Origin of the sequence: Virgibacillus oceani (assembly GCF_014638995.1) — a bacterium.
Lineage (GTDB): Bacteria > Bacillota > Bacilli > Bacillales > Amphibacillaceae > Virgibacillus_E > Virgibacillus_E oceani.
In genome coordinates this window covers 79356-104611 of sequence record NZ_BMFR01000011.1, presented here as the reverse complement: position 1 = coordinate 104611, position 25256 = coordinate 79356, and the positions used below count along the sequence as shown (strand labels likewise).

At 38.0% G+C, this 25256-nt stretch carries 28 protein-coding genes; 21 read left to right on the top strand and 7 right to left on the bottom strand.

Translation table 11 applies throughout. From position 1 onward, the window contains the following. Positions 1-41 precede the first annotated feature (41 nt). From IEV74_RS13410 to IEV74_RS13330, 17 genes are all read left to right on the top strand, one after another. The gene (locus IEV74_RS13410) at positions 42-224 is read left to right on the top strand and encodes a hypothetical protein (protein ID WP_188455880.1); all 183 of its coding nucleotides are present in this window, start codon (positions 42-44) and stop codon (positions 222-224) included. Continuing rightward, the gene (locus tag IEV74_RS13405) at positions 214-1638 is read left to right on the top strand and encodes an amidase (RefSeq protein ID WP_188455879.1); all 1425 of its coding nucleotides are present in this window, start codon (positions 214-216) and stop codon (positions 1636-1638) included. The genes IEV74_RS13410 and IEV74_RS13405 overlap by 11 nt, the downstream gene beginning before the upstream one ends. A 432-nt stretch (positions 1639-2070) precedes the next feature. Then, complete coding sequence (gene fabG / locus IEV74_RS13400; protein ID WP_188455878.1) at positions 2071-2829, top strand: 3-oxoacyl-ACP reductase FabG; 759 nt, start codon at positions 2071-2073, stop codon at positions 2827-2829. 32 nt (positions 2830-2861) lie between these two features. Further along, on the top strand, positions 2862-3641 hold the full coding sequence (locus IEV74_RS13395) for a DeoR/GlpR family DNA-binding transcription regulator (protein WP_188455877.1): 780 nt from the start codon (positions 2862-2864) through the stop codon (positions 3639-3641). Positions 3642-3709: 68 nt separating this feature from the next. After that, the gene (locus IEV74_RS13390) at positions 3710-4987 is read left to right on the top strand and encodes a class-III pyridoxal-phosphate-dependent aminotransferase (protein ID WP_188455876.1); all 1278 of its coding nucleotides are present in this window, start codon (positions 3710-3712) and stop codon (positions 4985-4987) included. A 14-nt stretch (positions 4988-5001) separates the two neighbouring features. Continuing rightward, on the top strand, positions 5002-6006 hold the full coding sequence (locus IEV74_RS13385) for a phosphotransferase enzyme family protein (RefSeq protein WP_188455875.1): 1005 nt from the start codon (positions 5002-5004) through the stop codon (positions 6004-6006). Between the two features lie 16 nt (positions 6007-6022). Continuing rightward, positions 6023-6346 (top strand): hypothetical protein, encoded by a 324-nt coding sequence (locus IEV74_RS13380; protein WP_188455874.1) that lies wholly within the window; start codon positions 6023-6025, stop codon positions 6344-6346. A gap of 41 nt (positions 6347-6387) precedes the next feature. Further along, positions 6388-7908, top strand: a complete 1521-nt coding sequence (locus IEV74_RS13375; protein WP_229683190.1) for an aldehyde dehydrogenase family protein — start codon at positions 6388-6390, stop codon at positions 7906-7908. A gap of 18 nt (positions 7909-7926) precedes the next feature. Next, complete coding sequence (locus IEV74_RS13370; RefSeq protein ID WP_188455872.1) at positions 7927-8220, top strand: BMC domain-containing protein; 294 nt, start codon at positions 7927-7929, stop codon at positions 8218-8220. A 49-nt stretch (positions 8221-8269) separates the two neighbouring features. Continuing rightward, a complete protein-coding gene (locus IEV74_RS13365) occupies positions 8270-8920 on the top strand; it encodes a phosphate propanoyltransferase (protein ID WP_188455871.1) in 651 nt (216 codons plus the stop codon). Further along, a complete protein-coding gene (locus IEV74_RS13360) occupies positions 8917-9549 on the top strand; it encodes a hypothetical protein (RefSeq protein ID WP_188455870.1) in 633 nt (210 codons plus the stop codon). Before IEV74_RS13365 ends, IEV74_RS13360 begins: the two co-directional genes overlap by 4 nt. Before the next feature lie 21 nt (positions 9550-9570). After that, on the top strand, positions 9571-9840 hold the full coding sequence (locus tag IEV74_RS13355) for a EutN/CcmL family microcompartment protein (RefSeq protein ID WP_188455869.1): 270 nt from the start codon (positions 9571-9573) through the stop codon (positions 9838-9840). Beyond that, entirely contained in the window at positions 9833-10099 is a 267-nt protein-coding gene (locus IEV74_RS13350) for a BMC domain-containing protein (RefSeq protein ID WP_188455868.1), read from the top strand. Before IEV74_RS13355 ends, IEV74_RS13350 begins: the two co-directional genes overlap by 8 nt. A 19-nt stretch (positions 10100-10118) precedes the next feature. Further along, a complete protein-coding gene (gene mdh, locus IEV74_RS13345) occupies positions 10119-11066 on the top strand; it encodes a malate dehydrogenase (protein WP_188455867.1) in 948 nt (315 codons plus the stop codon). A 190-nt stretch (positions 11067-11256) separates the two neighbouring features. Then, entirely contained in the window at positions 11257-12858 is a 1602-nt protein-coding gene (locus tag IEV74_RS13340; RefSeq protein WP_188455866.1) for an APC family permease, read from the top strand. 27 nt (positions 12859-12885) lie between these two features. Then, complete coding sequence (locus IEV74_RS13335; RefSeq protein ID WP_188455865.1) at positions 12886-13818, top strand: metallophosphoesterase family protein; 933 nt, start codon at positions 12886-12888, stop codon at positions 13816-13818. Positions 13819-14205: 387 nt separating this feature from the next. Beyond that, entirely contained in the window at positions 14206-14463 is a 258-nt protein-coding gene (locus IEV74_RS13330) for a sigma factor (protein ID WP_188455864.1), read from the top strand. Here IEV74_RS13330 and IEV74_RS13325 read toward each other — a convergent pair. From IEV74_RS13325 to IEV74_RS13315, 3 genes are all read right to left on the bottom strand, one after another. After that, entirely contained in the window at positions 14453-15238 is a 786-nt protein-coding gene (locus IEV74_RS13325) for a hypothetical protein (protein WP_188455863.1), read from the bottom strand. The two genes, IEV74_RS13330 and IEV74_RS13325, sit on opposite strands and share 11 nt — an antisense overlap. Positions 15239-15678: 440 nt before the next feature. Then, complete coding sequence (locus IEV74_RS13320; protein ID WP_188455862.1) at positions 15679-16581, bottom strand: acetamidase/formamidase family protein; 903 nt, start codon at positions 16579-16581, stop codon at positions 15679-15681. Between the two features lie 7 nt (positions 16582-16588). After that, complete coding sequence (locus IEV74_RS13315; protein ID WP_188455861.1) at positions 16589-17830, bottom strand: aromatic amino acid transport family protein; 1242 nt, start codon at positions 17828-17830, stop codon at positions 16589-16591. Between the two features lie 518 nt (positions 17831-18348). Between IEV74_RS13315 and IEV74_RS13310 the strand changes: the two genes are divergently transcribed. The 4 genes from IEV74_RS13310 to IEV74_RS13295 all read left to right on the top strand — a co-directional run bounded on the left by IEV74_RS13310 (position 18349) and on the right by IEV74_RS13295 (position 21023). Next, positions 18349-18681, top strand: a complete 333-nt coding sequence (locus IEV74_RS13310; RefSeq protein WP_188455860.1) for a hypothetical protein — start codon at positions 18349-18351, stop codon at positions 18679-18681. Positions 18682-19036: 355 nt separating this feature from the next. After that, the gene (locus IEV74_RS13305; RefSeq protein WP_188455859.1) at positions 19037-19786 is read left to right on the top strand and encodes an SDR family NAD(P)-dependent oxidoreductase; all 750 of its coding nucleotides are present in this window, start codon (positions 19037-19039) and stop codon (positions 19784-19786) included. Between the two features lie 15 nt (positions 19787-19801). Further along, positions 19802-20536, top strand: a complete 735-nt coding sequence (locus tag IEV74_RS13300) for an SDR family NAD(P)-dependent oxidoreductase (RefSeq protein WP_188455858.1) — start codon at positions 19802-19804, stop codon at positions 20534-20536. A gap of 70 nt (positions 20537-20606) precedes the next feature. Next, complete coding sequence (locus tag IEV74_RS13295; protein ID WP_188455857.1) at positions 20607-21023, top strand: MarR family winged helix-turn-helix transcriptional regulator; 417 nt, start codon at positions 20607-20609, stop codon at positions 21021-21023. Between the two features lie 108 nt (positions 21024-21131). Here the strand turns inward: IEV74_RS13295 and IEV74_RS13290 are convergent. The 4 genes from IEV74_RS13290 to IEV74_RS13275 form a co-directional block, all read right to left on the bottom strand. Beyond that, a protein-coding gene (locus tag IEV74_RS13290; RefSeq protein ID WP_373284348.1) for an IS3 family transposase occupies positions 21132-22467 on the bottom strand; the annotation gives its coding sequence in 2 pieces (ribosomal slippage) (positions 21132-22067 and positions 22069-22467; 1335 coding nt in all). A gap of 137 nt (positions 22468-22604) precedes the next feature. Next, positions 22605-23354 carry an amino acid ABC transporter ATP-binding protein gene (locus tag IEV74_RS13285; RefSeq protein WP_188455908.1) on the bottom strand — a complete coding sequence of 250 codons (750 nt, stop codon included), beginning with the start codon at positions 23352-23354 and terminating at the stop codon, positions 22605-22607. Between the two features lie 67 nt (positions 23355-23421). Then, positions 23422-24075 carry an amino acid ABC transporter permease gene (locus IEV74_RS13280; protein ID WP_188455856.1) on the bottom strand — a complete coding sequence of 218 codons (654 nt, stop codon included), beginning with the start codon at positions 24073-24075 and terminating at the stop codon, positions 23422-23424. A 23-nt stretch (positions 24076-24098) separates the two neighbouring features. Continuing rightward, entirely contained in the window at positions 24099-25256 is a 1158-nt protein-coding gene (locus IEV74_RS13275) for a saccharopine dehydrogenase family protein (RefSeq protein WP_188455855.1), read from the bottom strand.

Here is a 25256-nt window from a genome sequence, read left to right as displayed (position 1 = left end):
CACACTTTCACATTTGCATTGAAATAAAGGAGAAGATGCCAGTGAAGCCTTTAATCATTCAATTGTTGGAATCTAAAGGAATGCTGATCCCAGAAAGTGATTATGATGAGCTTTCAGAATTGTATGAGTCAGCCAAGATACAGAAGCAAGCTCTTGATCGTTCATTATTGGAAGACAGTGATATAGCGTTTAAATCAGTCCCGGGTGGTGATCATGTTGGCTAATGAAGAACTTGCGACAAAATCAATTGAAGAGCTTTCTCCGTTAATTCGCGAGCGAAAAATATCCCCTGTTGAATTAACTGATTCTGTATTAAATCAGGTTGAAAAGTATAATAAATCTTTAAATGCCTACCTGAGTATTTACGATGGTGAGGCTAGGCAAGCAGCAAAAAAAGCGGAGGAGGAAATAATACGGGGGAACTATCGCGGGAGTCTTCACGGTATTCCGATGGGGATTAAAGACAATATTTATTTTAAAAATAAAATTACGACGATGGGTTCAAAGATTCATCAAAATTTCATGTCTACTTATGATGCAACTGTTATAAAGCGCCTGCGGGATGCAGGAGTTATTTTTACTGGCAAATTAAACATGCATGAATATGCCCTAGGTGTAACAACTGAAAATCCACATTATGGTCCAAGCAGGAATCCATGGAATCCTAATAAAATATCAGGTGGCTCGAGCGGTGGCCCAGGTGTTGCTATTGCAGCGAATATGTCGATTGCATCTTTAGGCACAGATACGTCTGGTTCTATAAATATACCATCTTCATTTTGTGGGATTGTGGGTTTGAAACCGACTTATGGCAAGGTTAGTAAATATGGATGTTTTCCCGAAGCATGGTCATTGGATCATGTTGGTCCGATGAGTAAGACAGTTGCCGATGCCGCAACCATACTCTCTGAAATTGAAGGATTTGATGAAAATGACCCATCTTCAATTAAAACGTCAGCCGTAAATTATCGAGATCATCTGACTACAGACATTGCTGGAATGGTAATAGGTATCAATGAGGATTACTTTTTTAAAGATGTTGATAATGATGTGGAACAGGCTGTCCGATCGGCGATTAAAGTACTTAAAAGCATGGGAGCTAGGATTGAAACGGTTGAAGTCCCAGTTTTGGAGTTCGCTGAATATGCCTTAATGGTTACCGATTTTTCAGAATTAGGAACGGTGCACCATTACAACATTAATTCGAGACCACTAGATTATGGTGACGATGTCAGACTATTAATTGAGTCGGGGCAAATGTTTTCAGCGGTTGATTATTTGCAGGCACAGCAAATTAGACGGAAATTAAAATCGGATTTTAAAAAGGCATTTGAAAAAGTAGATGTTTTATTAGCGCCTTCAACACCTGCACACACACCTGATATTGGGAATAAATTTGTTCAGATAAATGGAAATGACGTTCATTTACTTGATAACTTAACCCGCTTTACTGGGCCTGTAAATCTTGCAGGATTACCGTCATTAATACTTCCATGTGGTTTAATCGAGGGGATACCTGTGGGAATGCAGCTCATAGGACCAGCATTCAAGGAAGAAAAAATTCTAAAAGTCGGATATGCATTTGAGGCTAGTAATCCATTAAAAGGAAAAAAGCCAAATCTGGAAGTGTTGATATAATTGGCATATTGGTCCGCAGGTTTAGTTTTGGGGAGAAATCTTATATCCTACAGTAAATAAAACAATAAAGCAGCAAGCAAAGGCGGCTCGGTTGAAACCCTGAGCCGTTTTTTGTGGGAAAACAAGTCTCAACCAATTAAATTCCTCATACATAATATCTACAAAAACTATTGAAGCTAGATCCTTTTTTGTGTGCTTTTCACTACTAACTATAAACACCCACAACAAGCCACTTTCAACTTGACCTGAATTTCAAAACCTCTCATAAAGCCCATCCATATATATTAAGAATAACTTGGCTACCTAGGACATATAAATTACTATCACATAAAATCCAACTAAATAAACAACATCAAACAGCCTTTTTCGGTATTTTTCCTTTGGATTGTTGTGTGAAACTTACAAAGGATGATTAGGAGTTGTTTAATTATTATGTTTAATTCGGTTAAGGGGAATACGGTAGTTGTAACTGGAGGAAGTAAGGGGATTGGTAAGGGGATTGCACGTGTATTCGCTAATCATGGGGCAAATGTAGCGATTATTGCACGACATTTGGATGCTGCAGAATCATGTGCTGCTGAACTTAGCAATTCAGAGGGCCAGGTACGGGCTTTTAAGGGAGATGTAACAAATCGTGGGTCAATAGAGTCGGCAATTAAACAGGTAGTAAGTCACTTCGGTGGGATCGATGTGTTGTGTTCTAATGCGGGTATTTTCCCATCAGTAAAAATTGAAGAAATGACCAATGAGAATTGGGATCTTGTACTGAATACAAATGCTAAGGGGACATTTCATGCCGTTCAAGCTTGTATCCCTTATCTGAAAAAGGCAGAGTTTGGGCGCGTTGTGATCACATCATCCATTACTGGCCCAATAACTGGCTATTCAGGTTGGTCCCATTATGCAGCAAGTAAAGCTGCGCAACTTGGTTTTATGAAAACAGCTGCACTGGAATTAGCGGATGACGGTATTACCGTAAATGCTGTAATGCCGGGAAATGTTATGACAGAAGGCTTAGAAGGTATGGGAGAAAGTTATTTAAAAGAGATGGCAGCAGCAATTCCATTGAAAAAACTAGGGAAAGTAGAGGATATTGGAAATGCGGCCCTTTTTTTAGCTTCTAAAGAGGCTGGTTTTATTACTGGCCAGACAATTATCGTTGATGGGGGTCAAACACTGCCTGAAGAATAAAAAGTTCACAAAAAATAGTAGGTGGTCCTTGAATGTCATTGTCGTTTGAAGAGCGTAAAAAAATTATTATAGATTCACTAGAAAATGAAGAAAAAGTACAAGTACGTGCTTTGGCAGGGGCACTGGAGGTTTCCGATGAGACGATCAGACGTGATTTAGATCGGCTAGAAAAAGATGGGCTACTGCGGAAAGTGTACGGAGGAGCTGTAAAATCGCGGTTTAATGCTTGGGAATTACCTTTTGACCAAAAAACAGCCATTAATGAAAAAGAAAAAAAAGACATTTGTAAAGCGGCAGCATCATTCGTCAAAGATGATGACATTATCATTATTGGCAATGGGACAACACCATTGGAAATCGTTCGCTATATAAAAGATAAAAATAATATAACGATTATCACACCGTCACTGCCTGTTATGTTGCTGGCGATGGAGATATTCAATGGCCGGCTTATTTTTATAGGAGGGGAATTAGAAAAAAATCAAAAGTATACAAGCGGTCCCTTATCAGAAGGCATGCTTCAGTACTTGAAAGCAAACAAAGCATTTATTGCTGCAGGGGGGATATCAATCTCTAATGGGATTACGGATTACGATTTAAACGGGTCAAGTATTTCACGAAAAATGATGGAGCGTTCCGAGGATGTTTTTATTTTAGCGGATCACACCAAGTTTGGAAGAACAACATTTGCTTATATGTGCTCGATATCAGAGGCATCCATGGTGATTTCGGATAAGAACTGCTCTATTGAATGGAAAAATACTTTAGCCAAAAATAACGTTGAGCTATTTATTGCTGACGACAATAAATAGCCAGGTTACGTTAATTTGATAAAGAATGAAAGGATTCATACTAATGGTTCTCAAAGTGAGGGAAGACAATGTTTGAAATAAAAAGTAAAAAGGATGTCCTTGAACAATCGATAAATTGGTGGAATCCGGGAAAAACAAGGCAATGGCAAAAAGATGGTATTGATTTAGTGATGGAAAAACGAGAAGGTTATTATTTTTACGATATGAATGGAAAACGATTAATGGATGTTCATTTGAATGGGGGAACATTTAATCTTGGACATCGAAACCCGGAAATAATCGCTACATTGATTGAGGCGATGGATAAATTTGATATTGGAAACCATCACTTTCCATCGATAGCACGGGCACAGCTTTCAGAGGATCTTGCGAAGTCAACACCAAGCAGCTTGAAGTATTCGATTTTGGCAAGTGGTGGAGGGGAAGCGGTTGATGTTGCTGTCAAATGCTCTCGCTACGCAACCAAGCGGAAAAAAATTGTATCGATTGAATATGGTTATCATGGCCATACTGGTTTTGCAGTATCCCTAGGGAATGAACGATACTCAAGCCCTTTCTTGAGTGAAGGAGAACCTGGTGAGTTTATTCATGTGCCATTTAATAATTTAAATGAAATGGAAGCTGTACTTTCAAAAGGGGATGTTGCAGGTGTCGTTATCGAAACTATTCCAGCAACATATGGATTCCCATTGCCTAACGATGGTTACCTTGCAGCCGTGAAAAAAATGTGTGAGCGGTATGGAACGTTGTATGTTGCGGATGAAGTACAAACAGGATTAATGCGTACAGGTAAAATGTGGGGAATTGAGCAATATGGAATTGAACCAGACATTTTAGTCACATCCAAGGGATTAAGCGGCGGTATTTTCCCAATTGCTGCAACGGTTGTCAGTGAAAGGGTAGGCAATTGGATGAATGAGGATGGATCAGCACATATTTCGACCTTTGGCGGTTCTGAATTAGGCTGTATTGTTGCAATGAAAGTCTTGGAAATGTCACAGCGGGAGGAAGTTGTGCAAAATGTTCATTTTGTTGCTCGTTATTTACGCGCTGGTTTAGAGGAAATTAAACGTCAAAACGCACAATTCTTCAAAGGGATTCGGCAGAGCGGGGTTGTGATGGGATTGGAGTTCAACCATCCAGAAGGGGCGAAGCATGTGATGCGTTCTCTCTATCAGAATGGTGTCTGGGCGATTTATTCAATGCTTGATCCAAGAGTGCTTCAATTTAAACCGGGTTTACTTTGTGATAAAGAGTTTTGTGATGAACTACTGAATCGGTGCGAGTATAGCATTAAAGAAGTAGCTAGAATGGTAGATTCGTCCAACTATAGCCTTACTGTATAGAAAGGGGTAGAGATATGAGCAATTATGATCCATGGGAAGATCAATTAGAGAAATACCTTCAAATTGCAAAGATAGCAATCCAATCATATCCCGCGTTATCTCAATCGACGATTACATTGCTGAATTACTCAGAAAATGCTACGTATTTGGTAAAACATCCAACAACAGGAGCTAAGCAAATTTTGCGGGTGAGCCGTCCAGACTACCACACAAAAACGGAAATCGAAAGTGAACTTATTTGGCTAGAATCTATCAATAAACATGCTTCACTACATGTAGCATTACCTATAAGAGCTAAGAACGGCGAATATATTCAAGAAGTTACCTTAGATAAAAAGCGATATTATTGTACACTGTTTACCTTTTTAGAAGGGGATGCCCCAGATGAGGAAAAGGAAAGTGAACTTATCAGGCAATTTGAGATTCTAGGTGAAATTACCGCCCTCCTGCACGACCACAGTATTAATTACGGAACAAATTTGGATAATATCAAACGATTGTCATGGAACTATGAAACGATATTGGGTGATAAACCGAAATGGGGGAAATGGCAGGATGGTTTGGCCATTACACCTGAAAGGGCTGTATTATTTCAGAAGGTATCGGAGAAAATTCAAGCAAGGCTTGAGGCGTTTGGGAAAAAATCAACACGTTATGGCCTCATTCACTCTGATTTACGTCTAGCAAATTTACTCGTTGAGGGAGACCAGATTAAAGTAATTGATTTTGATGATTGCGGTTATGGCTGGTATCTCTATGATTTAGCTACATCGTTAAGTTTCATTGAACATAAATCCTATGTTCCTGGCTTAATAGAATCATGGATAAAAGGTTACCGGAAAGTAAGAAACCTTTCGCAAGAGGAAGTACAGGAAATCCCAACGTTTGTTATGATGCGGCGATTGCAGCTTGTTGCTTGGGTTGGTAGTCGAAACAATGAAACGACCGAAGAACTAGGGGATGGTTTTACCGTTGATACGGATCCTCTAGCAGAAAAGTATTTGGAAAGTATGAAGTGATACGGGTGGTGAGAAAGTGGATCCGAATTTAGTAGAGAAAATAACACGAATAGTCATTTCAAAAATAGAAGCGCATTCTACATCATTCGCCCATTCAGAGGCAGCTAAGACGTCGAATGTTTCTTATCAGCCACTGACGGAAGAGGAATTAGAGCGATGGGGCGATATATCGATAAAACTGAGCAAGACAAGGACTGAGACTCCGCCATCAAACGATTATGTACCGCTCACCAATGACGAGATTAGACAATGGAAGCAAATAAGTACCTTGCTTGGGAGTGGAAAACAATCTAATGATGATCAGTCGACAGAAATGGTGAAATTCTCTAGATTTTATTAGAAATCTTGCCTTATTCCATGAAGAAAGGAGTGTTTCCCAAAATGGATCGTGATTTAGAATCCGTCCAGCAAATGCGGGATATGGTTAGTAAGGCAAAACAGGCACAATCTATGTATATGGAGTATTCCCAAGAACAAGTGGATCAAATTGTTAAATATGTTGCCGAAAAAGCCCATCTTGCATCCGGTTCTTTAGCAAAATTGGCAGTGGAAGAGACCGGGATGGGTGTTGCTGAACATAAAAAGATGAAGAATGAATTAAGTTCTATGGGAGTCTATGAATCTATAAAAAGTGAGAAGACGGTCGGAATTATTCGCGAAGATCGGAACAAGAAAATAACAGAAATTGCCTATCCGTTTGGGGTGATTGCCTGTATTATACCGACCACGAATCCTACTGCTACGGCATTTTTTAAAACATTAATTTCATTGAAAACAAGGAATGCCATTGTGGTAAGTCCACACCCAACAGCCGTAAAGTGCACGATTGAGGCATTAAAGGTATGCAATCAGGCTGCTGTTGAAGCTGGCGCACCAGAAGGGTTAATTGGCTGGATTAGAAAACCAACCATGGCGGCGACATCTGAACTGATGAAACATAAAGATGTTGATTTAATTCTCGCAACAGGTGGAGGTGGATTAGTCAAGGCAGCATACAGCTCTGGTAAACCCGCCTATGGTGTCGGGCCAGGAAATGTTCCAGTATACATTGAAAAAACAGCTAATGTAAAAAATGCGATAAAAATGATTGTCGATAGTAAAACGTTTGACAATGGAACGATTTGTGCTACCGAGCAAGCGATTGTCGTTCATAAGAATATTAAAGAAATGGCAGTGCGTGAATTGAAAAATAATGGTTCCTATTTTTTGAATAAAGCTGAAAAGGTAAAAATGGAAGATGTTATTTCGCCAGCAAGAAACGGGCTAAATCCTAAAATTGTCGGACGTCCTGCGGAAAAAATAGCTGCAATGGCGGGATTGTGTGTTCCACCTGGGACTCGGTTACTTATCGCGGAAGAAGATCGAATTGGCAAGGATATTCCGTTTTCTATAGAAAAACTAGCCCCTATTTTTCCGTTGTATACGGCAAACGATGAAGTGGAAGCAAAAGAATTTTGTATCAATTTATTGAATATTGGCGGGAGAGGACACAGCCTATCGCTTCATACAACCGATGAGGAAGTCATTCGTACATACGGCCTGGAAATGCCAGTATCACGCATAATGATAAATACACTTGCCTCGATTGGAGCGGCAGGGGCAACAACGGGACTGATGCCTTCGATGACACTTGGATGTGGCAGTTATGGTGGAAACATTACATCGGACAATATTACTGCACATCATTTGATCAATATTAAACGAGTGGCACATGGAATCAAAGATGTTGTCGTTCCACAACCTTCCCGGCATGTTCAAAACGAATGGCACGATAATTCAAATGATAATCGTGTGGAAGAAATTGTGGATAAGGTATTGAAGGAAATAAACATTCAATCAAACACAATTAATTCAGAGACTGTTTCCGATATAGTCAATAGCGTAATAAAAAACTATCAATAATAGTAGGAGGAATTATAAATGGCTAATTTAAATGGTGCACTTGGAATGATCGAAACAAGAGGGTTAGTAGCTTCGCTGGAGGCAGCGGATGCAATGGTAAAGGCAGCAAACGTCAACTTGGCAGGAAAAGTTCATGTAGGGGGCGGAATTGTAACCGTACTTGTCATTGGTGATGTAGGTGCAGTAAAAGCCGCAACTGACGCAGGAAGTGCAGCAGCACAACGTGTCGGTGAACTTTTATCGGTACATGTCATTCCACGTCCGCATAATGAACTGGATGCGATATTACCGAAGCTTGAGATTCAGCAATAAAGAAAATGATCTCCTTGTTTTCTAGTTTTAAAAGGAGTGGGTGAGTTGCATGAATGAACAAAGCACACAAAAAATTGTTGCGGAAGTGATTAAACAATTACATTATAAGTCAAAACAAGAAGTACCTATTGGTGTATCAGCACGACATTGCCATCTAAGTAAACGGGATATAGAACGGCTTTTTGGCAAAGGATATCAACTGACGAAACGATCTAATTTATCACAGCCAGGTCAGTTTGCAGCTAATGAAACGATTACAATTGTTGGGCTAAAAGGAAGTATTGGAGGCGTTCGAATTCTGGGTCCAGAAAGAGGCGCAACACAAGTAGAAATTAGTCAAACAGATACTTTTAAACTTGGAGTGAAAGCACCAATTCGTCTTTCAGGAAATATCCAGGGTTCATCACCAATTACGATTGTAGGACCTAAAGGCAGTGTCTATTTAGATGAAGGTCTTATCATCGCCCAGGCTCACATTCATATGTCTGAAGATGATGCTTATCATTTGGGATTGCATAATGCAGAACATGTCAGTGTGGAAATAAAAAATGGCGTGCGTCCAATCTTGTTTGAAAAAGTTCGTATTCGAATCTCACCTAACTATAATTTGGAAATGCACATTGATACCGATGAAGCAAACGCGGGTGCAATACATTCTGGACAAAAAGGCAAAATCATTAAAGCGGGTAATGTGCAATGATAACAAAACAAGTTATCGAAGAAATTGTTAGTGAGGTAATAAAACGAATGGAACTGGCTGATTCGGAATCAAAACCAAGATTGCTTGTGGTTCATCATGCAAAAGAAAAAAATCAATCACAAATTAATGAACTTAAAGGACATTGGCATGTTGTGGAAATGAGTCAACCGGATCGCGACATTCCTACAGGTTTTCAGAATGCCGTCTTTTTAGAAGTAAATCAAGATCTATTTGTAAAGGGAGCATTGGGGATAACAGACACACATGAAAGTCTATTATTCTCTAAGCTGATTCTAAAAAATTGTCAGGTTAATTTTGTATTGGATCATTCATTATCAGAAATCATCTATCGTGATGGGGAAATAGCGGGCAATAAAAACTATGTGAACCAATTATTGTATTACAGGAAACAATTAGAAGAATATGGTGTATGTTTATCCCCTATTGACCAGGTACTTCCCAGAAAAGCTTTTGATTGGTCACAGGAAGAATTTATTGAAAAGGTTCTGACGAAAGATCATGTAGAAGCATGGGATGAGAAAACTATTACCATTCACCCAGGCACGTTAATTACTCCTTTAGCTCGTGACGTAGCTAGAGAAAAAGGTATAACGATACTTATGCATTAATTAAAAAGGGGATATGAAAAAATGCTGATTGGTACGGTTGTAGGGAATATCTGGGCGACGCGCAAGGAAGAAGGGTTAACAGGGCTGAAATTTTTAGTGGTCCAGCCAGATGATCTCAATGAATCAACCTTTATTGCAGTTGATCGTATCGGTGCAGGAATAGATGATCAGGTTATGGTTTCCAGGGGTGCCCCAGCTTCTTTAATTGAAGAGAGGAATTTACCCGTTGACGCACTGATCATCGGGATAGTCGATTCAATTGGAATTGGAAGAGGTGGCGAAAATGGTTAGAGCTTTGGGAATGGTTGAAACAAAAGGGCTTGCAACATCGATTGAAGTTGCCGATGCCATGTTGAAAAATTCACATGTCAGTCTAGTTAATCAGGCTAATGTGGGTGGATCTCTGGTTACTATTTTTATAGAAGGGAATGTAAGTGCTGTCCAAAATGCGGTGGAGACTGGAAAAGCAGTGGCACAACAAACTGGGGCACTGCTTGGCTGTGATGTCATTCCTCATCCAGACGCAAGTATTAAACGCTTATTCAGGTAGGAAAGGATGTGGAAAAGACGTGGCATTTAAACGAAACAAAATTGCTATTATTGGGGCTGGTTACACAGGCACAACGACCGCTCTAATGATTGCTCAAAAGGAACTTGGAGATGTGGTCCTTGTTGACATTCCTTTGATGCGGGATCCGACCAAAGGAAAAGCATTGGATCTTCTTGAAGCCAGTCCAGTCCAAGGATTTAACGCAACAATTATTGGAACAAGTGATTATAGCGAATTGCAAGACGCTGATATGGTCATCGTTACCGCAGGAATTGCACGAAAACCGGGAATGAGCCGTGATGAATTAGTACAAACGAATGCAAAAATTATGAAGAACGTCTCGGAAAAAATTGCCCTTTACGCTCCTGACAGCTATGTAATCGTCCTCAGCAATCCCGTTGATGCCATGACATATGTTTGTTTTAAAACAACAGGGTTTCCGAAAAATCGTGTAATCGGGCAATCAGGGGTGTTAGATACAGCTCGATTTACGACATTTGTAGCCCAGGAGTTAGACGTTTCGGTTGAGGATATTTCAGGTTTTGTATTAGGTGGACACGGGGATTCAATGGTCCCGTTGATCCGGTATTCGTATGCTGGCGGAATTCCGCTTGATCGATTGTTATCCAAGGAAAAAATTGCAGCCATTGTTGAGCGGACAAGAAAAGGCGGGGGAGAAATTGTTAACTTGCTTGGAAAAGGGAGTGCCTATTACGCTCCTGCTGCGTCAATTGTTAAAATGGTCGAAGCAATTGTGAAGGATAAGAAACGAATTATGCCATCGATTGCATATTTAGAAAATGAATATAACTATAATAATATTTTTCTTGGTGTTCCTACCGTTATTGGCGGAAATGGAATTGAGGGCGTCATCGAATTGCCCCTAAATGCGGAAGAAAAAGATGCATTAGATTTATCAGCACAATCGGTAGAAAATGTTTTACAAAAAGTAGGGCAATTTGTGTGAATAATTTATTGAATATTCCGAAATGGGGTGAAGTAGTAATGAAGTACCGATTATGTAGATAAATTTTAGTCTAAAACCGTCCCTTTTGTAATTGATTGGAAACTTTTATGCTTTAAGCGAGTTTAAAGAATTAAAGAATCAGAGAATGACTACATGAACACTAAGTTTCAATAAGGAAAGAAGGGATAAAATGGCAAAGACAGGTTTAGCGTTGTTTGAACAGACGTCAACAGGTGGGGTTGCAAGGCAAATTAGTCCAATCGATACCATGATATATTCTGCAGCAAATCCGGGGTTGATGTTTGCATTAGTTTACATTATGTGGGCACCATTTCTTTACCCTGGTGCACATATGGTATGGGCTATCTTAACCGTTTCGCAGATGTTTGTTATTGCAGGTTTATATTGGTTATTTTCTGTTTCGATGCCCAGATCAGGCGGTGAATACATCTATATTAGCCGGATACTGCATCCGTCGCTTGGTTTAATGGCTAGTTTCATGATTACCTTCACTTCGATATCTTGGACAGGAATTTTGCTACACTGGATCATCAAATGGTCGATTCAGGAATTCTTCTATACGATCGCATTAATAAATGGAAATGATCAATCATGGTTAAATATCGCTAACTTTTTTGATAGCACCCATATTCACGCAATCATCGGAACACTTTTATTGCTATTCATTTTGTTTATTTACTATAAGGGGACAAAATGGATGGTAAAGCTAGCTTACTTCACATTAGGTGCCACAATCCTGGGCGCTATCACCTTTATCGTTGCAAATTTGGTAGCAGGGCAAGAAATTTTCGCTACTAATTTCACAGAGCTTACCGGTCTAGCATATGAGGATGTCATTAGTCTTGCACAAGCTGATGGATATCCAACTAAATTCTTATTCGGTGCTACCGTCATGGCTGGATCGACATACATCATCCTGAATACATTAGGTTCAACATTTGGCGCCAATTTAGCTGGTGAAGTACGAAATGTTCAGAAGTCCCAATTGCTAGCATTGTTTGGTTCACTAGCTATTTTAATGGCAGTTTGGGCAATTTTTTATGGTATGTCTTATGTAAACTTTGGCGATATATGGTCAAACAGCCTGTATTACCTTTACAATGCCGGCCATGAGGCATATCCATTTGAAGGGTACGATCCATTTGTCACAATCATGATTGGGATTCTGACAAAAAGTCCAATTTTTGTCTTCTTAATTGCAGTCTGTTTTGCTGTAGCAACATTTGGTTCAGCAGCTGGTCTTGGATTTGGTCCGACACGAAATATTGTTGCATGGTCGTTTGACCGTCTAGTTCCTAAAAAATTCATGGAAGTCAATAAAAAGACGAACTCGCCGGTATATGCATTGTGGACGATCATCATTGGTGCTTGGGTTTTCTTAATGCTAGATATTTATTTACCTACATGGACAGCAAATATCGGCTTTACAATCTTCACGTGGTTCTTAGCATGGATCTTCTTAGGAATAGCCGGTATTACGTTTACAAAACGAAGAAAAATATTATTTAATTCCTCACCACCTGTCGTAAAGACAAAGATATTTGGAGTACATTTAATTACGATTTTGGGATGGTTAACATTCCTGATAAGTGTATCTATTTGTTACTACCTATTAATTCCATTCTTTAAAGGTGATTTACCATTTACAATGATTGTCGTTTCCTTGTTATTGATGGTAATCCCAATTACGATTTACTTTATTATGAAACGCCTACATGCGAAAAAAGGTGTCGATATTGATATTCAATTCCAGGAAATACCGTCTGATTAATAATTATTTTGTTAAGGGGTGAGGAATGTGAAGATATTTTATGCAGGGGATCTGCACGGTGCCGAGACAGCATTTCGGAAATTCACCAACGCTGGAAAATTTTATAATGCTGATTTAGTAATCTATGGCGGTGATTTTACCGGTAAAATGGTTGTCCCGATTGTCGAGAAATCTGGAGTATATACATGCAAATACTATGGTTCAAAGGTAAAAGTTAAAAAGAAAAAAGAACTGCCAGATTTAGAACGTAACTTAAGGGATGCCGGCTTTTATCCGTTAGTTATATCGGAAGCGGAGTTAAATATATTGAATGAAGATGATGCTGAACGCATTGTTAAAGAGAAACAAATCGAAGTGCTTGATCAATGGGTAAAGCTGATGGATGAACGATACAAAAAAGCTGGTATACCTTGTGTCGTCGTCCCTGGAAGTGTTGATGACTTTTATCTTGATGAAATACTTGGCTCTGGAGGCCATATGCAAAATGGGGATAATAGGATTATAGAGGTTAACGGTTTTGAAATACTATCAATTGGAGGCAGTATACCAAGCGCCTTCAAGTATCCTCGGGAATTTAGCGAGGAAGACTTGGCTAAAAAAATTGAAGTGCTGGCCAGCCAAGTCAAGGATATGAACAGATGTATATTTAACATTCACACACCGCCACATGATACAGATCTAGATTTAGGTACACTATATGATGAAAATTTAAAACCAGTGCTTGACGGTGATGCACTAGCAACCGCACCAGTTGGCAGTAAAGCCGTCCGAGAAGCAATTGAAACATACCAGCCATTACTTTCGTTACATGGATGTGTTCACGAAAGTCGCGGCGTCACCACTCTTGGCAAAACGGTTTGTATTAATGCTGGTACTGACTATGATCAGGGAATGTTGAGAGGTGCATTGGTTGATGTTGATCATAATGGGGGAGTTTCGTATACGTTGACGGCAGGTTAGGGTACGTATGGGGGATAGTTAACGGCTATCCTCTATATTCTACTTTTCTACCGTAGGATTCTAGCAGAACTTTAAGATAAAAATACAACCCCATTCCCCCTTAAATCTTTCATATTCAAATTACCCATTTTTCTTCCAAATAGTGAACTAAATCACAGTTAAGAAAGTGACTTTTTTATATAAACTAAATTGTAAACATTTGCGGTATAGTATTCTGTTGAATATATAGTTTATATTTTACTAATTAGCTGCAATCATTGGTATATCAAGTGAATAAAAGTTAATCCGGACAACTATTTCTTCTCATGCCATTTAAACGATAGCTGATACTATTTTAAAAATGAACCCACCTAAAAGGCTAATCCCTCTTAAGACAAGGAAAAAGATATGGAAAATCACAAATTAATATTTGAAGTAGTCCGTAATCAAAACAATTGCAGAGTTCATTATCACATTCATAAGTTAAATGTAAAAGATTTGGACCAGGAAATTTATCAAGAAGGATTAGTTGCTATGTGGAATTCGTATGAAAGGTGCCATCCAGATAATGGAATAATTGCAACATACTTCAATTATGTTGTCTGTAATCGCATAGTAGACTTAAAGCGAAAACTGAAAAGGACAAAAAAAGGTATTATAGTTTAATTCGAATTCTACTGTCTTTCTTATTTATTTTTTGATGAAATGTTGCTCCTTCATTTACTGATGCATGATTGAAAATTAAATTATTCCAGTATACCTTAAATGCCTGATCTATATCAACTACCTTGTTTAATTTGAATATTGCGTTTGGAGAATTAATATTTATTTTATAACCAGATTTAATGTATTTTTTGAAGTAGTTGAATTTGTCCAGTGTTAAGCGGTTCTCAGTTTTAAAAACTGCCTCATAAAGAAATAGTCGATAGTCCTTTACAATCGGATCGCGACATATTTTATTAATAAATAGTTGTCTTTGATGTTCAATTGCCAATTCCTTGTATTTATCGGGAACCCTTCTATCAATTATATATTTTGTTATTTCGTTTTCAGAACAACCGATTTCTTTACAAATTCTTTCAATATCATTATTTGTTTCTTCAAGTAATAGCATAATGTATTCATACTTCATTTTGTAGTAAACATTTTCGGTAAAACAGGACAAAAGTAATTTAAAAGTTGAATCAAGTTCATTTATTTCTTCATCTACAATTATAGTGGGAACTTTTTTATTAGAATCAATTACCATTAATGAATTGTATGCATCTATACCTCGGTTTAACAATAACTTCCCATGGTGATCTTGATATAGATGCATTATGGGTTTATTATTTTTTAATAACATTTTATAAATTTTTGTAGCTGTTTTTTCACTTGGAAGATATTTATGACGGACATTTATTTCTTTTGCTGATACCCATTTAATTCTAATCCTGCTCATTCCCTCAGTCCCCTTCATGTTGTTTGTATAAGATATGAGTTGTGAGGTCTGTCCTATGATGGTAAATGTGTTTTGTTATTGTGTTTTGAAGGGAAAAGGTTAGGGGTGTCGAATTTAGCTATAAAAATAGAATTATAGAAATTGATATTAAAATCACCTAGTAACCCTAGCGTCTTTAATAATGTGCTAATGGGGAAGCCCCCACTACTTTAAAAGATTAAAGAGCGTCGGTTATTTCTTTTAGTAGTGGCTAGTACAGTGTAGTTCACCTGTGACAAGTGTTGCCTTTAGTATTCTCCCATTTCCCTACAATAAAAAAGTTAAATTAAGCGTGCGCGCCTCTACCTACAGATTATCAGGGTTCTCCCGCCTCACGTCCAAATAACGCACACCAATCCCCACTACCAAACCAGGTGCATTACCTTTCAACTCAATTTTCATTATTGCCTACTTAAAACAAATAGAGTAGGAAGAACAGATTTAGGTACTGAAATTCGGACCGTTACAAGCTTATTTACAATTTGACTTATTTTTATATCACACACTGCACTCAGTACCCTATAGGCATCCTCAAACTGCAAGGTAAGTTCCCGCTGCAAATGATTAACTACTTTTTCTGCACATTTTTTAATAGCAAGGTTTAATGTTTCGGCTGAATAGATAAACAAAAAGGAATCACTGTTTTCCACAATAGGTGAATCAATTTTTCTGTTTTCCAATTTCGAAACAGTTAATGTAGTTTTTCCGCCAATTTCTACACCCGTTCCATTCATTTCTCCATCACCCATTGCAGCATGCATATCTCCGAGTGCAAACAATCCGCCATCCTGAAATACTGGTAAATATATTTTGTTTCCGATAGTAATGTCTTTTGTATCCAAGTTTCCACCATGGTTTCCGGGTATTGCACAATGGACTTCATCATTACTGGGAGCAACACCAATAACTCCAATCATTGGCTTTACAGGAATTATGAGATCTTTATTAAAGAATAGTTTATCATTTTTCACTTGAAACAATCTTGTAGTTGGTTTGGTGATTTTGTCCCCTAATAACCCTAGTCCTTTTGATGTGACCATAATTCCAGTTTCGTCTAATTCAATATTATTAATTTCAAGACACAGGGTATCGTTTTTTCGCAAATTATTTACGTATACTGGCCCTGTTGCTTGATTCATAGTATCTAAATTTATAGTTGGTCGTAAAACCTTTTCACTTGTTATTTGTCCCCCATAACAATCATGAGTTTCTATTAACACTTTCTCCCCCAGTTCAACATGATAATTTGGATTCATAGAAGATGAAAAATGTGTAATTGTTTTATTTTTTCCTATTAATTTCATAAATTGCTCACCAACCTTTAGGAAGAACATCGAATAAACCTAAAAATGTATAAATAGCCGCTCCTGTAAACAAAACAATAAGTAATGTTTGAATAGCGGGATGTGCTAATCTTCCGCAATTCCATTCTGGTTCCTTTTCGTTAACTTTCCTTGCCTTATTGATCATTAACACTGGCAACACTGCCATAATAACACCGGCAAATGCTCCTGCAATTGATAACGCATCAACAAAACCTACTAATCCACTATAAGCCAGAATAAAAGGTGGGATTGCCACAAATGCAAGTGAAATTAGCCTATATTTAATATTCCATTCTGACGGGAACTTAAACTTGTCTACTATATTAGTTAAATAACTTTGGCCAATTGCCCAGAAGGAAGTTAGCATAGCTAATAATGCAAATCCATTAGCTGTAAAGAAAGCCCAACTACCTAATGCATCTGCCCAAGCAATCGTAACAACTTCAGTAACATCCTCAGGGCCCGTCAAGCCTAATGCAGCCATTGGAACCAATATTAATAAGATAGCGGTAAAAAGCATTCCGATAATTATTGCCTTAGGAAGATTTCTAATTTTTTCTTTTGAATATCCACGTGCTAATTCTGGTACTGTGTACTGAGCTAAAAAAGCAAAAATGGTTAAGCTAAATACCGGAATAGCAAACTTAATGTCTGAATACAATAGGAATTCTTTTTCTAAGCCAGGTCCAATAATTGAGGCTATTATTAAAATAAGGACGAGAATTCCCATTCCGAACGTGATAATCTTTTCGGATACCCCGGTTGCTTTCAAACCAAACCAAATTACAACTACAGCGGGTATAAAGAACAGAATACTGCCAATACTTGGCGGAACTCCTAAAAATTCAGAAATTATTTTCCCGCTTCCTGAAGTATAAGCGATCAGGGCACCTAAAGAATTTACAACTACAGATAAAAACATTAACCAGGAACCTAATTTACCAACATATTTTTCAGCAAGCCCACTCAGTTGTAAGTTTTTCTTCGTTCTAAGGGTTGTTTCCGCTACATAAAGCATGGAAATTGTCGTTAGCACCCCAGCAACAATTACCCAAAATACGAGTACTGGCCAACCTGCATTTTTAGCACCAAATGCTAAACTTAATATCCCAGCTCCGATATTTGCCCCTACAATTAATGCAACACCTTCAAACAAACTAAGATTTGTTCGAGAAAGTGCAGAACCTTCACCCCTTGCTGCATTTCCAGACCCTTTAGCATTGAACATTGTAACATCTCCTTAAGTATGTAATATAAAAATTTAGAAGTATAGAATTAATAACCTTGCTGACCACCTTCGTATTCAATAATATTAGCTAATAAGTTGTTCGTAATAATTTGAAATTTTAGAGATTATTGTTTGGATAATTATTGCATAGGGGTAATGAATATGCAATGGGAAGTATGTGATTTTGAACCATAATAGGGGAATCTAAATTTAAAAAATGCATTATTTACCCAATATATTCCAAAACACCTACTTAATAGTGAACTAAATCACAGCCAAACGATTAATTTTTCTATATAATCTAACTTGTAAACGTTTGCGTTATAGTGTTTCGCTTTGAATAGTAGATTTTAGATTTAATTATGCAGCTGCGATCATTGGGATCATTGGCATTTCAAGTAATAAAACTAGTTAATCCGGACAACTATTTCTTATCATGCCATTTAAACAATAGCTGATATTATTTTAAAAATGAACCCACCTAAAAGGTTAATCCTTTAAGGTCAAGGAGAAAACACATGAAAAATCACAAAATAACTTTTGAAGAGATCCGTAATCAAAATAAACGCAGAGTTCAGTATCATAATTATAAATTAAACGTTAAAGATTCATACCAGGAACGTCATCAAGAGGGATTAGTTACTATGTGGAATGCATATGAGAGGTACCATCCAGATAATGGCCTGCTTGCGACATACTTCAATTATGTTATCCGTAAACGCATGTTTGACTTAACGCGACAGAAGAAGGAACAGGTATATGAGCAGCATAATGCCGAACATAAACTTGCAAACCATTATCACATTAAGACCATTAACGTTGCTGAGGATTCACAAGTCTATAATACATAGATTTGGGCGGGTGTGATGAGCAAAAGATTGAAGAATTAATGAAAGATATTAAAGTGCTTTATTATTTACGCTATGCCCGTGCAGCAAATTATGTTTGCAGAGGGTGTATCGGTTGAGGGAAAGATGTTAGTAGCGTTATGGAGATACATATTGAGAATTAGCATTATTGTTGTAGAAAAATAGGGAGAAGTTGTTGCTGCACTTCTCCCTATATTCTTTGCTGACCTAAGTTACTTTAATTGAACCCTACTATCTTTTTATGCTATTATTTAGATATAAAACATTTAGATGTCTAAATAATTGTATTAAGGATTCATTAGTACGTTTCCAATCTATAGGTAAAGGAATGATTCACATGAGATTACAAGGAAAAGTTGGAATTGTAACAGGAAGCGGTTCTGGTATTGGCCGTGGTATTGCCCTTGCAATGGCGAAAGAAGGTGCCCATATTGCAATAGTTGATATTAATGAAGAGAAATCAAACGAAACGTTAAAAGAAATTAACCAATATACAGAAGGCATGCTATTTATTAGAGATATATCGAAGCCGGAAAATATTGATGGAATTATCTCTGACGTGGTAGCCAAGTTCGGCAAGCTTGATATTCTTGTGAATAATGCGCATGCATCGAGACAAGCGCTATTTTCGGAAACAACGATGGAGCTATTTGATTTATCCTTCAATACTGGATTTTATCCAACGTTTAACTTTATGAAAGCTGCGTATCCGGAGCTTAAGAAGTCGAAAGGGAAGGTTATTAACTTTGCATCAGGCGCTGGTATTAAAGGTCAGCCTACACAGGCGTCATACGCTGCAGCGAAAGAAGCAATTCGCGGAATTTCCCGTGTAGCAGCTAACGAGTGGGGCCCAGAAGGTATAAATGTAAACATTATTGCTCCTATTGCACTTACAGAGGGTGTAAAACAATGGAGCCAAAGCGCACCAGAATTATACGAAGAAATGGTTAACAATATTCCATTAAGACGATTAGGAGATCCAGAACAAGATATTGGAAGAACTGCGGTATTTTTGGCAAGCGAAGATTCTGATTATATGACTGGACAAACAATCATGGTTGATGGCGGGTCAATCAAACTATATTAAGGAGGAAGCATGAAAATGGGAAGACTAGATAAAAAGATAGCAATTGTTACTGGTGGAGCATCTGGTATTGGAGAGAAAATGGTCGATCTTTTCAGTGCGGAAGGGGCAACTGTAATTGCCGCTGACATAAATGAAAAGGCACTGGAAGAAGCCAGCCGAAAAGAAAATGTAGTCGGGATGAAATTAAATGTCGCTTCTGAGGAAGATTGGGCTGGGTTAGCAAAAGAAGTTTACGAACGCTTTGGGAAAATTGATGTACTCGTGAATAATGCCGGGATTTCTTCTGAAAAGCCGTATACGGACATTGATCTTGACGATTGGCAAAAGATGCTATCCATTAATGGCTTCGGTCCGTTTGCGGGAATTAAGCATGTTGCTTCCTATATGGCTAAGGAGAAGAAAGGTTCCATCGTGAATATTTCTTCTTATACAGCGCAGATTGGACAAGGATTTAATCATTATTCCGCTTCTAAAGGTGCTGTTCGTGCACTGTCAAAAGCAGCTGCTACAACATTTGGCAAAAGCGGTGTACGTGTGAATGCTCTTTTCCCTGGAATTATTGAAACGCCAATGACGAAAGGGTTAAGTACATCAAGAGATTTACTTGGACAATTAATTCAGGCAACTCCATTGCAGCGTTTAGGACAGCCAGAGGATATTGCGAACGCAGCATTATTCTTGGCATCAGACGATTCTTCTTATATTACAGGTGCAGAATTAGTTATTGACGGAGGATTTTCTGCTCAATAATATGGTAGACTGAAAGAGCCTTTATTCAATAAGGGCTCTATTTTTCTTTTTTAGAAAGAAGGATTTCATGATGGAAGAACAAACAATCTTTGAAATTATACATTCAATGGATAAGGTGACAAATAAGTTAATTATCCAATGGAATAAACTATTTAAAGAAGATCTTGGTGTGTCGCATATCCTGATCCTCGGCCATTTGAAGGCAAACGGGAAGAGCCGCTCATCGGATATTGCAAAGGCGATCGGTTTGACGCCACCTTCTGTAACTCACTTATCTGAAAAACTGGTACATAAAGAATTAGTTACCCGAATTATTGGCAAATCGGACCGGCGCATTACCTACTTAGCCATTACGGATAAGGGGGATGAGGTACTTAAATGGGCCAATCAGGAAGGACAAATCCTGCGCAGAAATCTGTTTGAAAAATTAACAGAGGAAGATAGACTGAGGCTGCTGGAAATTTATAGGAAGTTGAGTGACTTTTGATGGTGAGGGGACGGTTCTCTTGCTTCTTTTTTGATGGGACAAGGGGTCAGGCGGGACAAGGGGTCTGTGAACTGTACCCTTTGTCAAGGACATTTTAATTAAGGGACACTATGCTGCACTTTGAAGATGACTTCTGAATTGAACAGGGGTCATCTTCTTTAAGTTCCATTGATATCTGGAATTGTTATAGTATCTTATATAGCTTTTAATTTCTCTTTTTAATTCACATAGATTTCCACATTGCTTAATATTAACCTCATCCTTTAAATGGCCAAAAAAAGATTCCTGTAGTGCATTATCCCAACAGTTTCCTCTCCTGGACATAGATTGGTTTAATCTAAGCTTTCTAACTTTATTTTGATACTTAGGACTCGTATAATGTACTCCTTGATCAGAGTGGATGAGTGCATTCTTATCTAATTTTACTTTTCTGTTCTTCTTTAACTTGTTTAACGTTTCGGTAGCTATTTCTAATTTAATGTTACTGGACAAATGATAAGCTAATACTTCATTTGTTGAGCCATCTATAATGGTAGATAGATAGGCTTTCTGACCCTTACCGTAATAAAGGTAAGTGATATCTGTAAGTAGTACTTTTCCTGGTGTATTTTGTTTAAATTCACGGTTTAATAAGTTTGGTAAGACAGCGTGTTCTTTTGTAGCTTTAGCAATTTTTTTATAGGGATTGGATCGTCTAATCTCACAGACAATATTGTACTTTTTCATAACCCTGCGAATTCGCTTTAAATTATAATTGATTTGATATTCACCAAATAGCGTCATTTTAATTTGTTTTGCGCCTTTATTTTTATTACGGCCATGGTTATTGGCTTTCAGAATATTTTCTTTAAGTATTAAATCATCTTTTTCTCTTTGTTCTCTTCTTTGTTGAGACTTCAGAGAAAAATAATTATAGTAACCAGAAGTGGAAACACCCGCAACTGTACATAGGTATTTCACTATTCTTTTAAGACCGAACTTCTCAATCACTGAACGAATTAAAAGGAACTTCTGTTCAGCAGATATCTTTACTTTTCCCCTGCCCCCTTTCCATCATTTTCAACTTTTTTAGTAGCTCATTTTCTGCTTTCAGCAATTGAATTTGAGCCTCTAAACGTGCATTTTTTTCCTCAAGAGACATATTTTCTTTGTTTGGTCTACCAGAAAAATCCTTACGTGAATCTGTCAATCCATCTAAACCAGATTCTTTATAAGCCTTCCTCCATCTGTAAGCTGCTTTTCTAATTCTAGAACCACCTATTAAATCAACGTCAAAACCACAATCTTCAAAGATTTCCTTTGGTAACTTTCCAATCTCACTCTCGGCTATAAAGATCCTTTTAAACTCATCAGTATAGGTTATAAGTGTTTCACCCACTGACTTAACATAAGGATTTTTATTTAATATATTCTTCTCTTTTTGTGTAAAATACTTTCTATTCATTCGTAATTCCCCGCTCCCATTTTCTATCTACCCATTATACAATAAAAGAACCCTATAGAGTGTCCCGCTTTTTTTGTGTCCACTCTATAGGGTATAGTTTACTGACCCCTTGTCCCGCCTGACCACTTGTCCCACTGTCACTCCTCGCCGACATCCTGCAGAAATTGTTTAGTTCGCTCTTCCTTAGGATTATTAAATATCTCTTGTGAGCTTCCTTCTTCTACAATTACACCGTCATCCATAAAAATAACCCGATCGGCAACATCTTTTGCGAATCCCATTTCATGTGTTACGACAACCATTGTCATGCCTTCTTTTGCCAAGTCCTTCATTACCAAAAGAACTTCACGAACAAGCTCTGGATCTAATGCGGAGGTTGGTTCATCGTAAAGCATTACCATCGGTTCCATGGAAAGGGCTCTTGCTATTGCAACCCTTTGCTGCTGCCCTCCTGAAAGTTGTGCGGGGTAGTGATCCATTCTGTCTGCTAGTCCGACTTTTGTCAGTAATGCGATAGCTTTCTTTTTAGCTTGATCGCGATCCATTTTTTTAATTACAATTGGACCTTCCATGACGTTTTCAAGGGCTGTTCGATGCGGAAATAAATTAAACTGCTGAAAAACAAAGCCGGTATTTTGACGGAGCTCCCTAATTGTTGCTTTTCTCTGTTTATTTGGTTGATTTCCAGCTGTGACTTCATTTTCACCTAGTCTAATAACACCTTTATCAGGTTCCTCTAAAAATGTTATGCACCGTAGTAAGGTTGATTTACCAGAACCACTTGGCCCCATAATGACGACTACTTCGCTTTTTCCAACAGATAGATTAATATCTTTAAGGACAACATTTTCATCAAAGCTCTTTTTAATGTTTTGCAGCTGTATTATACCCATATTTATACCTCCCCTAAATTGGTTATCATTTTTTCCGTAGATTGGATTTGGTCAAAATCGCCTACACAACATGCCTTGACGTTCTTTTTTCCAAACGATCCAGAACTACAGTGAAAAAAGTAATAACAACCCAGTAGAGTGCGGCCGCTACTAAATAAATGGTTAAAGGCTCGAATGTTTTGGCGATGATTAATGTAGACATTTGCAATAATTCCGTTACAGTAATAACCGAAACCAATGAAGTATCCTTTATTAAAATGATGTAGGTATTAGACAAAGTTGGAATTGCTATACGAATGCTTTGTGGTAAAATAACGCGTCTCATTGCCTGTCCATATGTCATCCCCATTGAAACTGCTGCTTCCATTTGACCTTTATCAACTGCTAAAATAGCTGCCCGGAAAGATTCGGATAAATACGCACCTGCATTTAAGCTTAATGCCAGAACACCTGATGGTATTGGATTTAATTCAATATCTATTTGCGGCAAACCATAATAGATTACAAAGATTTGTACTAAAAGAGGGGTACCACGGAAAATAGATATATAGACAGATGATACTGCTTTTAATAGTTTAATTTTTGAGATTCTAGCCAATGCTGTAAAGAACCCCAGTATTAATGCGAACACTACGGAGACAACTGCCAGCAAAACGGTTATCACTGTAGCTTTTAGTAAAGGCGGCAATGATTCGATAATTATTGAAAAGTCCATGTGTATCCCCTCCAGTTAATTTTCTATTGAATAGCAGATTCCTCGGTGTATTTAATCGTAATGCCTTGTGAATTTAATTCGCTGATAAATGGGCTGAACCTATCGCTAACAATAATATTCTCAACCGGAACGACACCAGTCTCTGTAACCTTTTTATTCAAAATCCAATTGGCCATTAACATTGCAGGGATTGCCGTTGTTTTGGCCATGGAGGTGATATTGCGTTCATGGTCATAAAGATCCACCATTTCCCAGGTATACGTTGTATTCTTGCCATTCTTTTTGCCTTTTGTGACAACCCGGACAACTGTAATATCCTCATTTGATTTGCCGCGCAGTTTAGGCTCTAATAATTTTTCGGTTAATTTTCTGGGACTTATCTGATTCCCATCTATTTCAATTGGTTCTTCCGCTAAAAAGCCGAGCTCAGCTAATACTGCCATTTTGCTCCAATGCCCAGAATAGCGGACTGTTTTTTCATATAGCTTTCTCGCTTTATCTTTAAGGGTGTATGCAGTGCTGTGTGCATCGGTGATCACTGCCTCACACTCTCCCACGGGTTCTGGAAAATTCATCAATTCCAGCCCAGATAATGGTGGCAATTTTACAAGCTCACCATTTTCAGCTGCCAGAGCCGGTCTTGTATAAAGTCCCATCACACTCTCAAGCCGAAATACAACTTGATACCATAACGGGGGTAACGGATGTCTTGGGATTCCTCCACATATCATTACCGCTTCATCTGTTTCATCTAACAATTCAATGCCCTGTGCTGCTAAAAAGTTCGTTATTCCTGGTGCTACTCCGCATCCGGGTACTATGATTATTCCAGCATTTTTCGCTTGTTGATCCAGCTTCACTTTTTCTTCATATTTAGAGCCAACCAAATCAACCAAATGACATTTCGCCGCTATTGCCGCATGTATCGCGGTTAAACTTAATGAATGGGGCAAACATGCAATAGCTACATCCGCATCTTTTATTACCTCAAAAATATCTTTTTCCGTTTGTAAAGTTGTTAATTTACCTGTTGCTTTCGGATTATCTGCAATCGCTAAACATGTATCAATATTTTTACCAAAACCATCAACTGCGGTTACCTTTTCTATATGTGGGTATTTTACAAGTTCCCTGACTACCGTTGTACCTATCATTCCAGTACCTAATACAACTGCATGCAT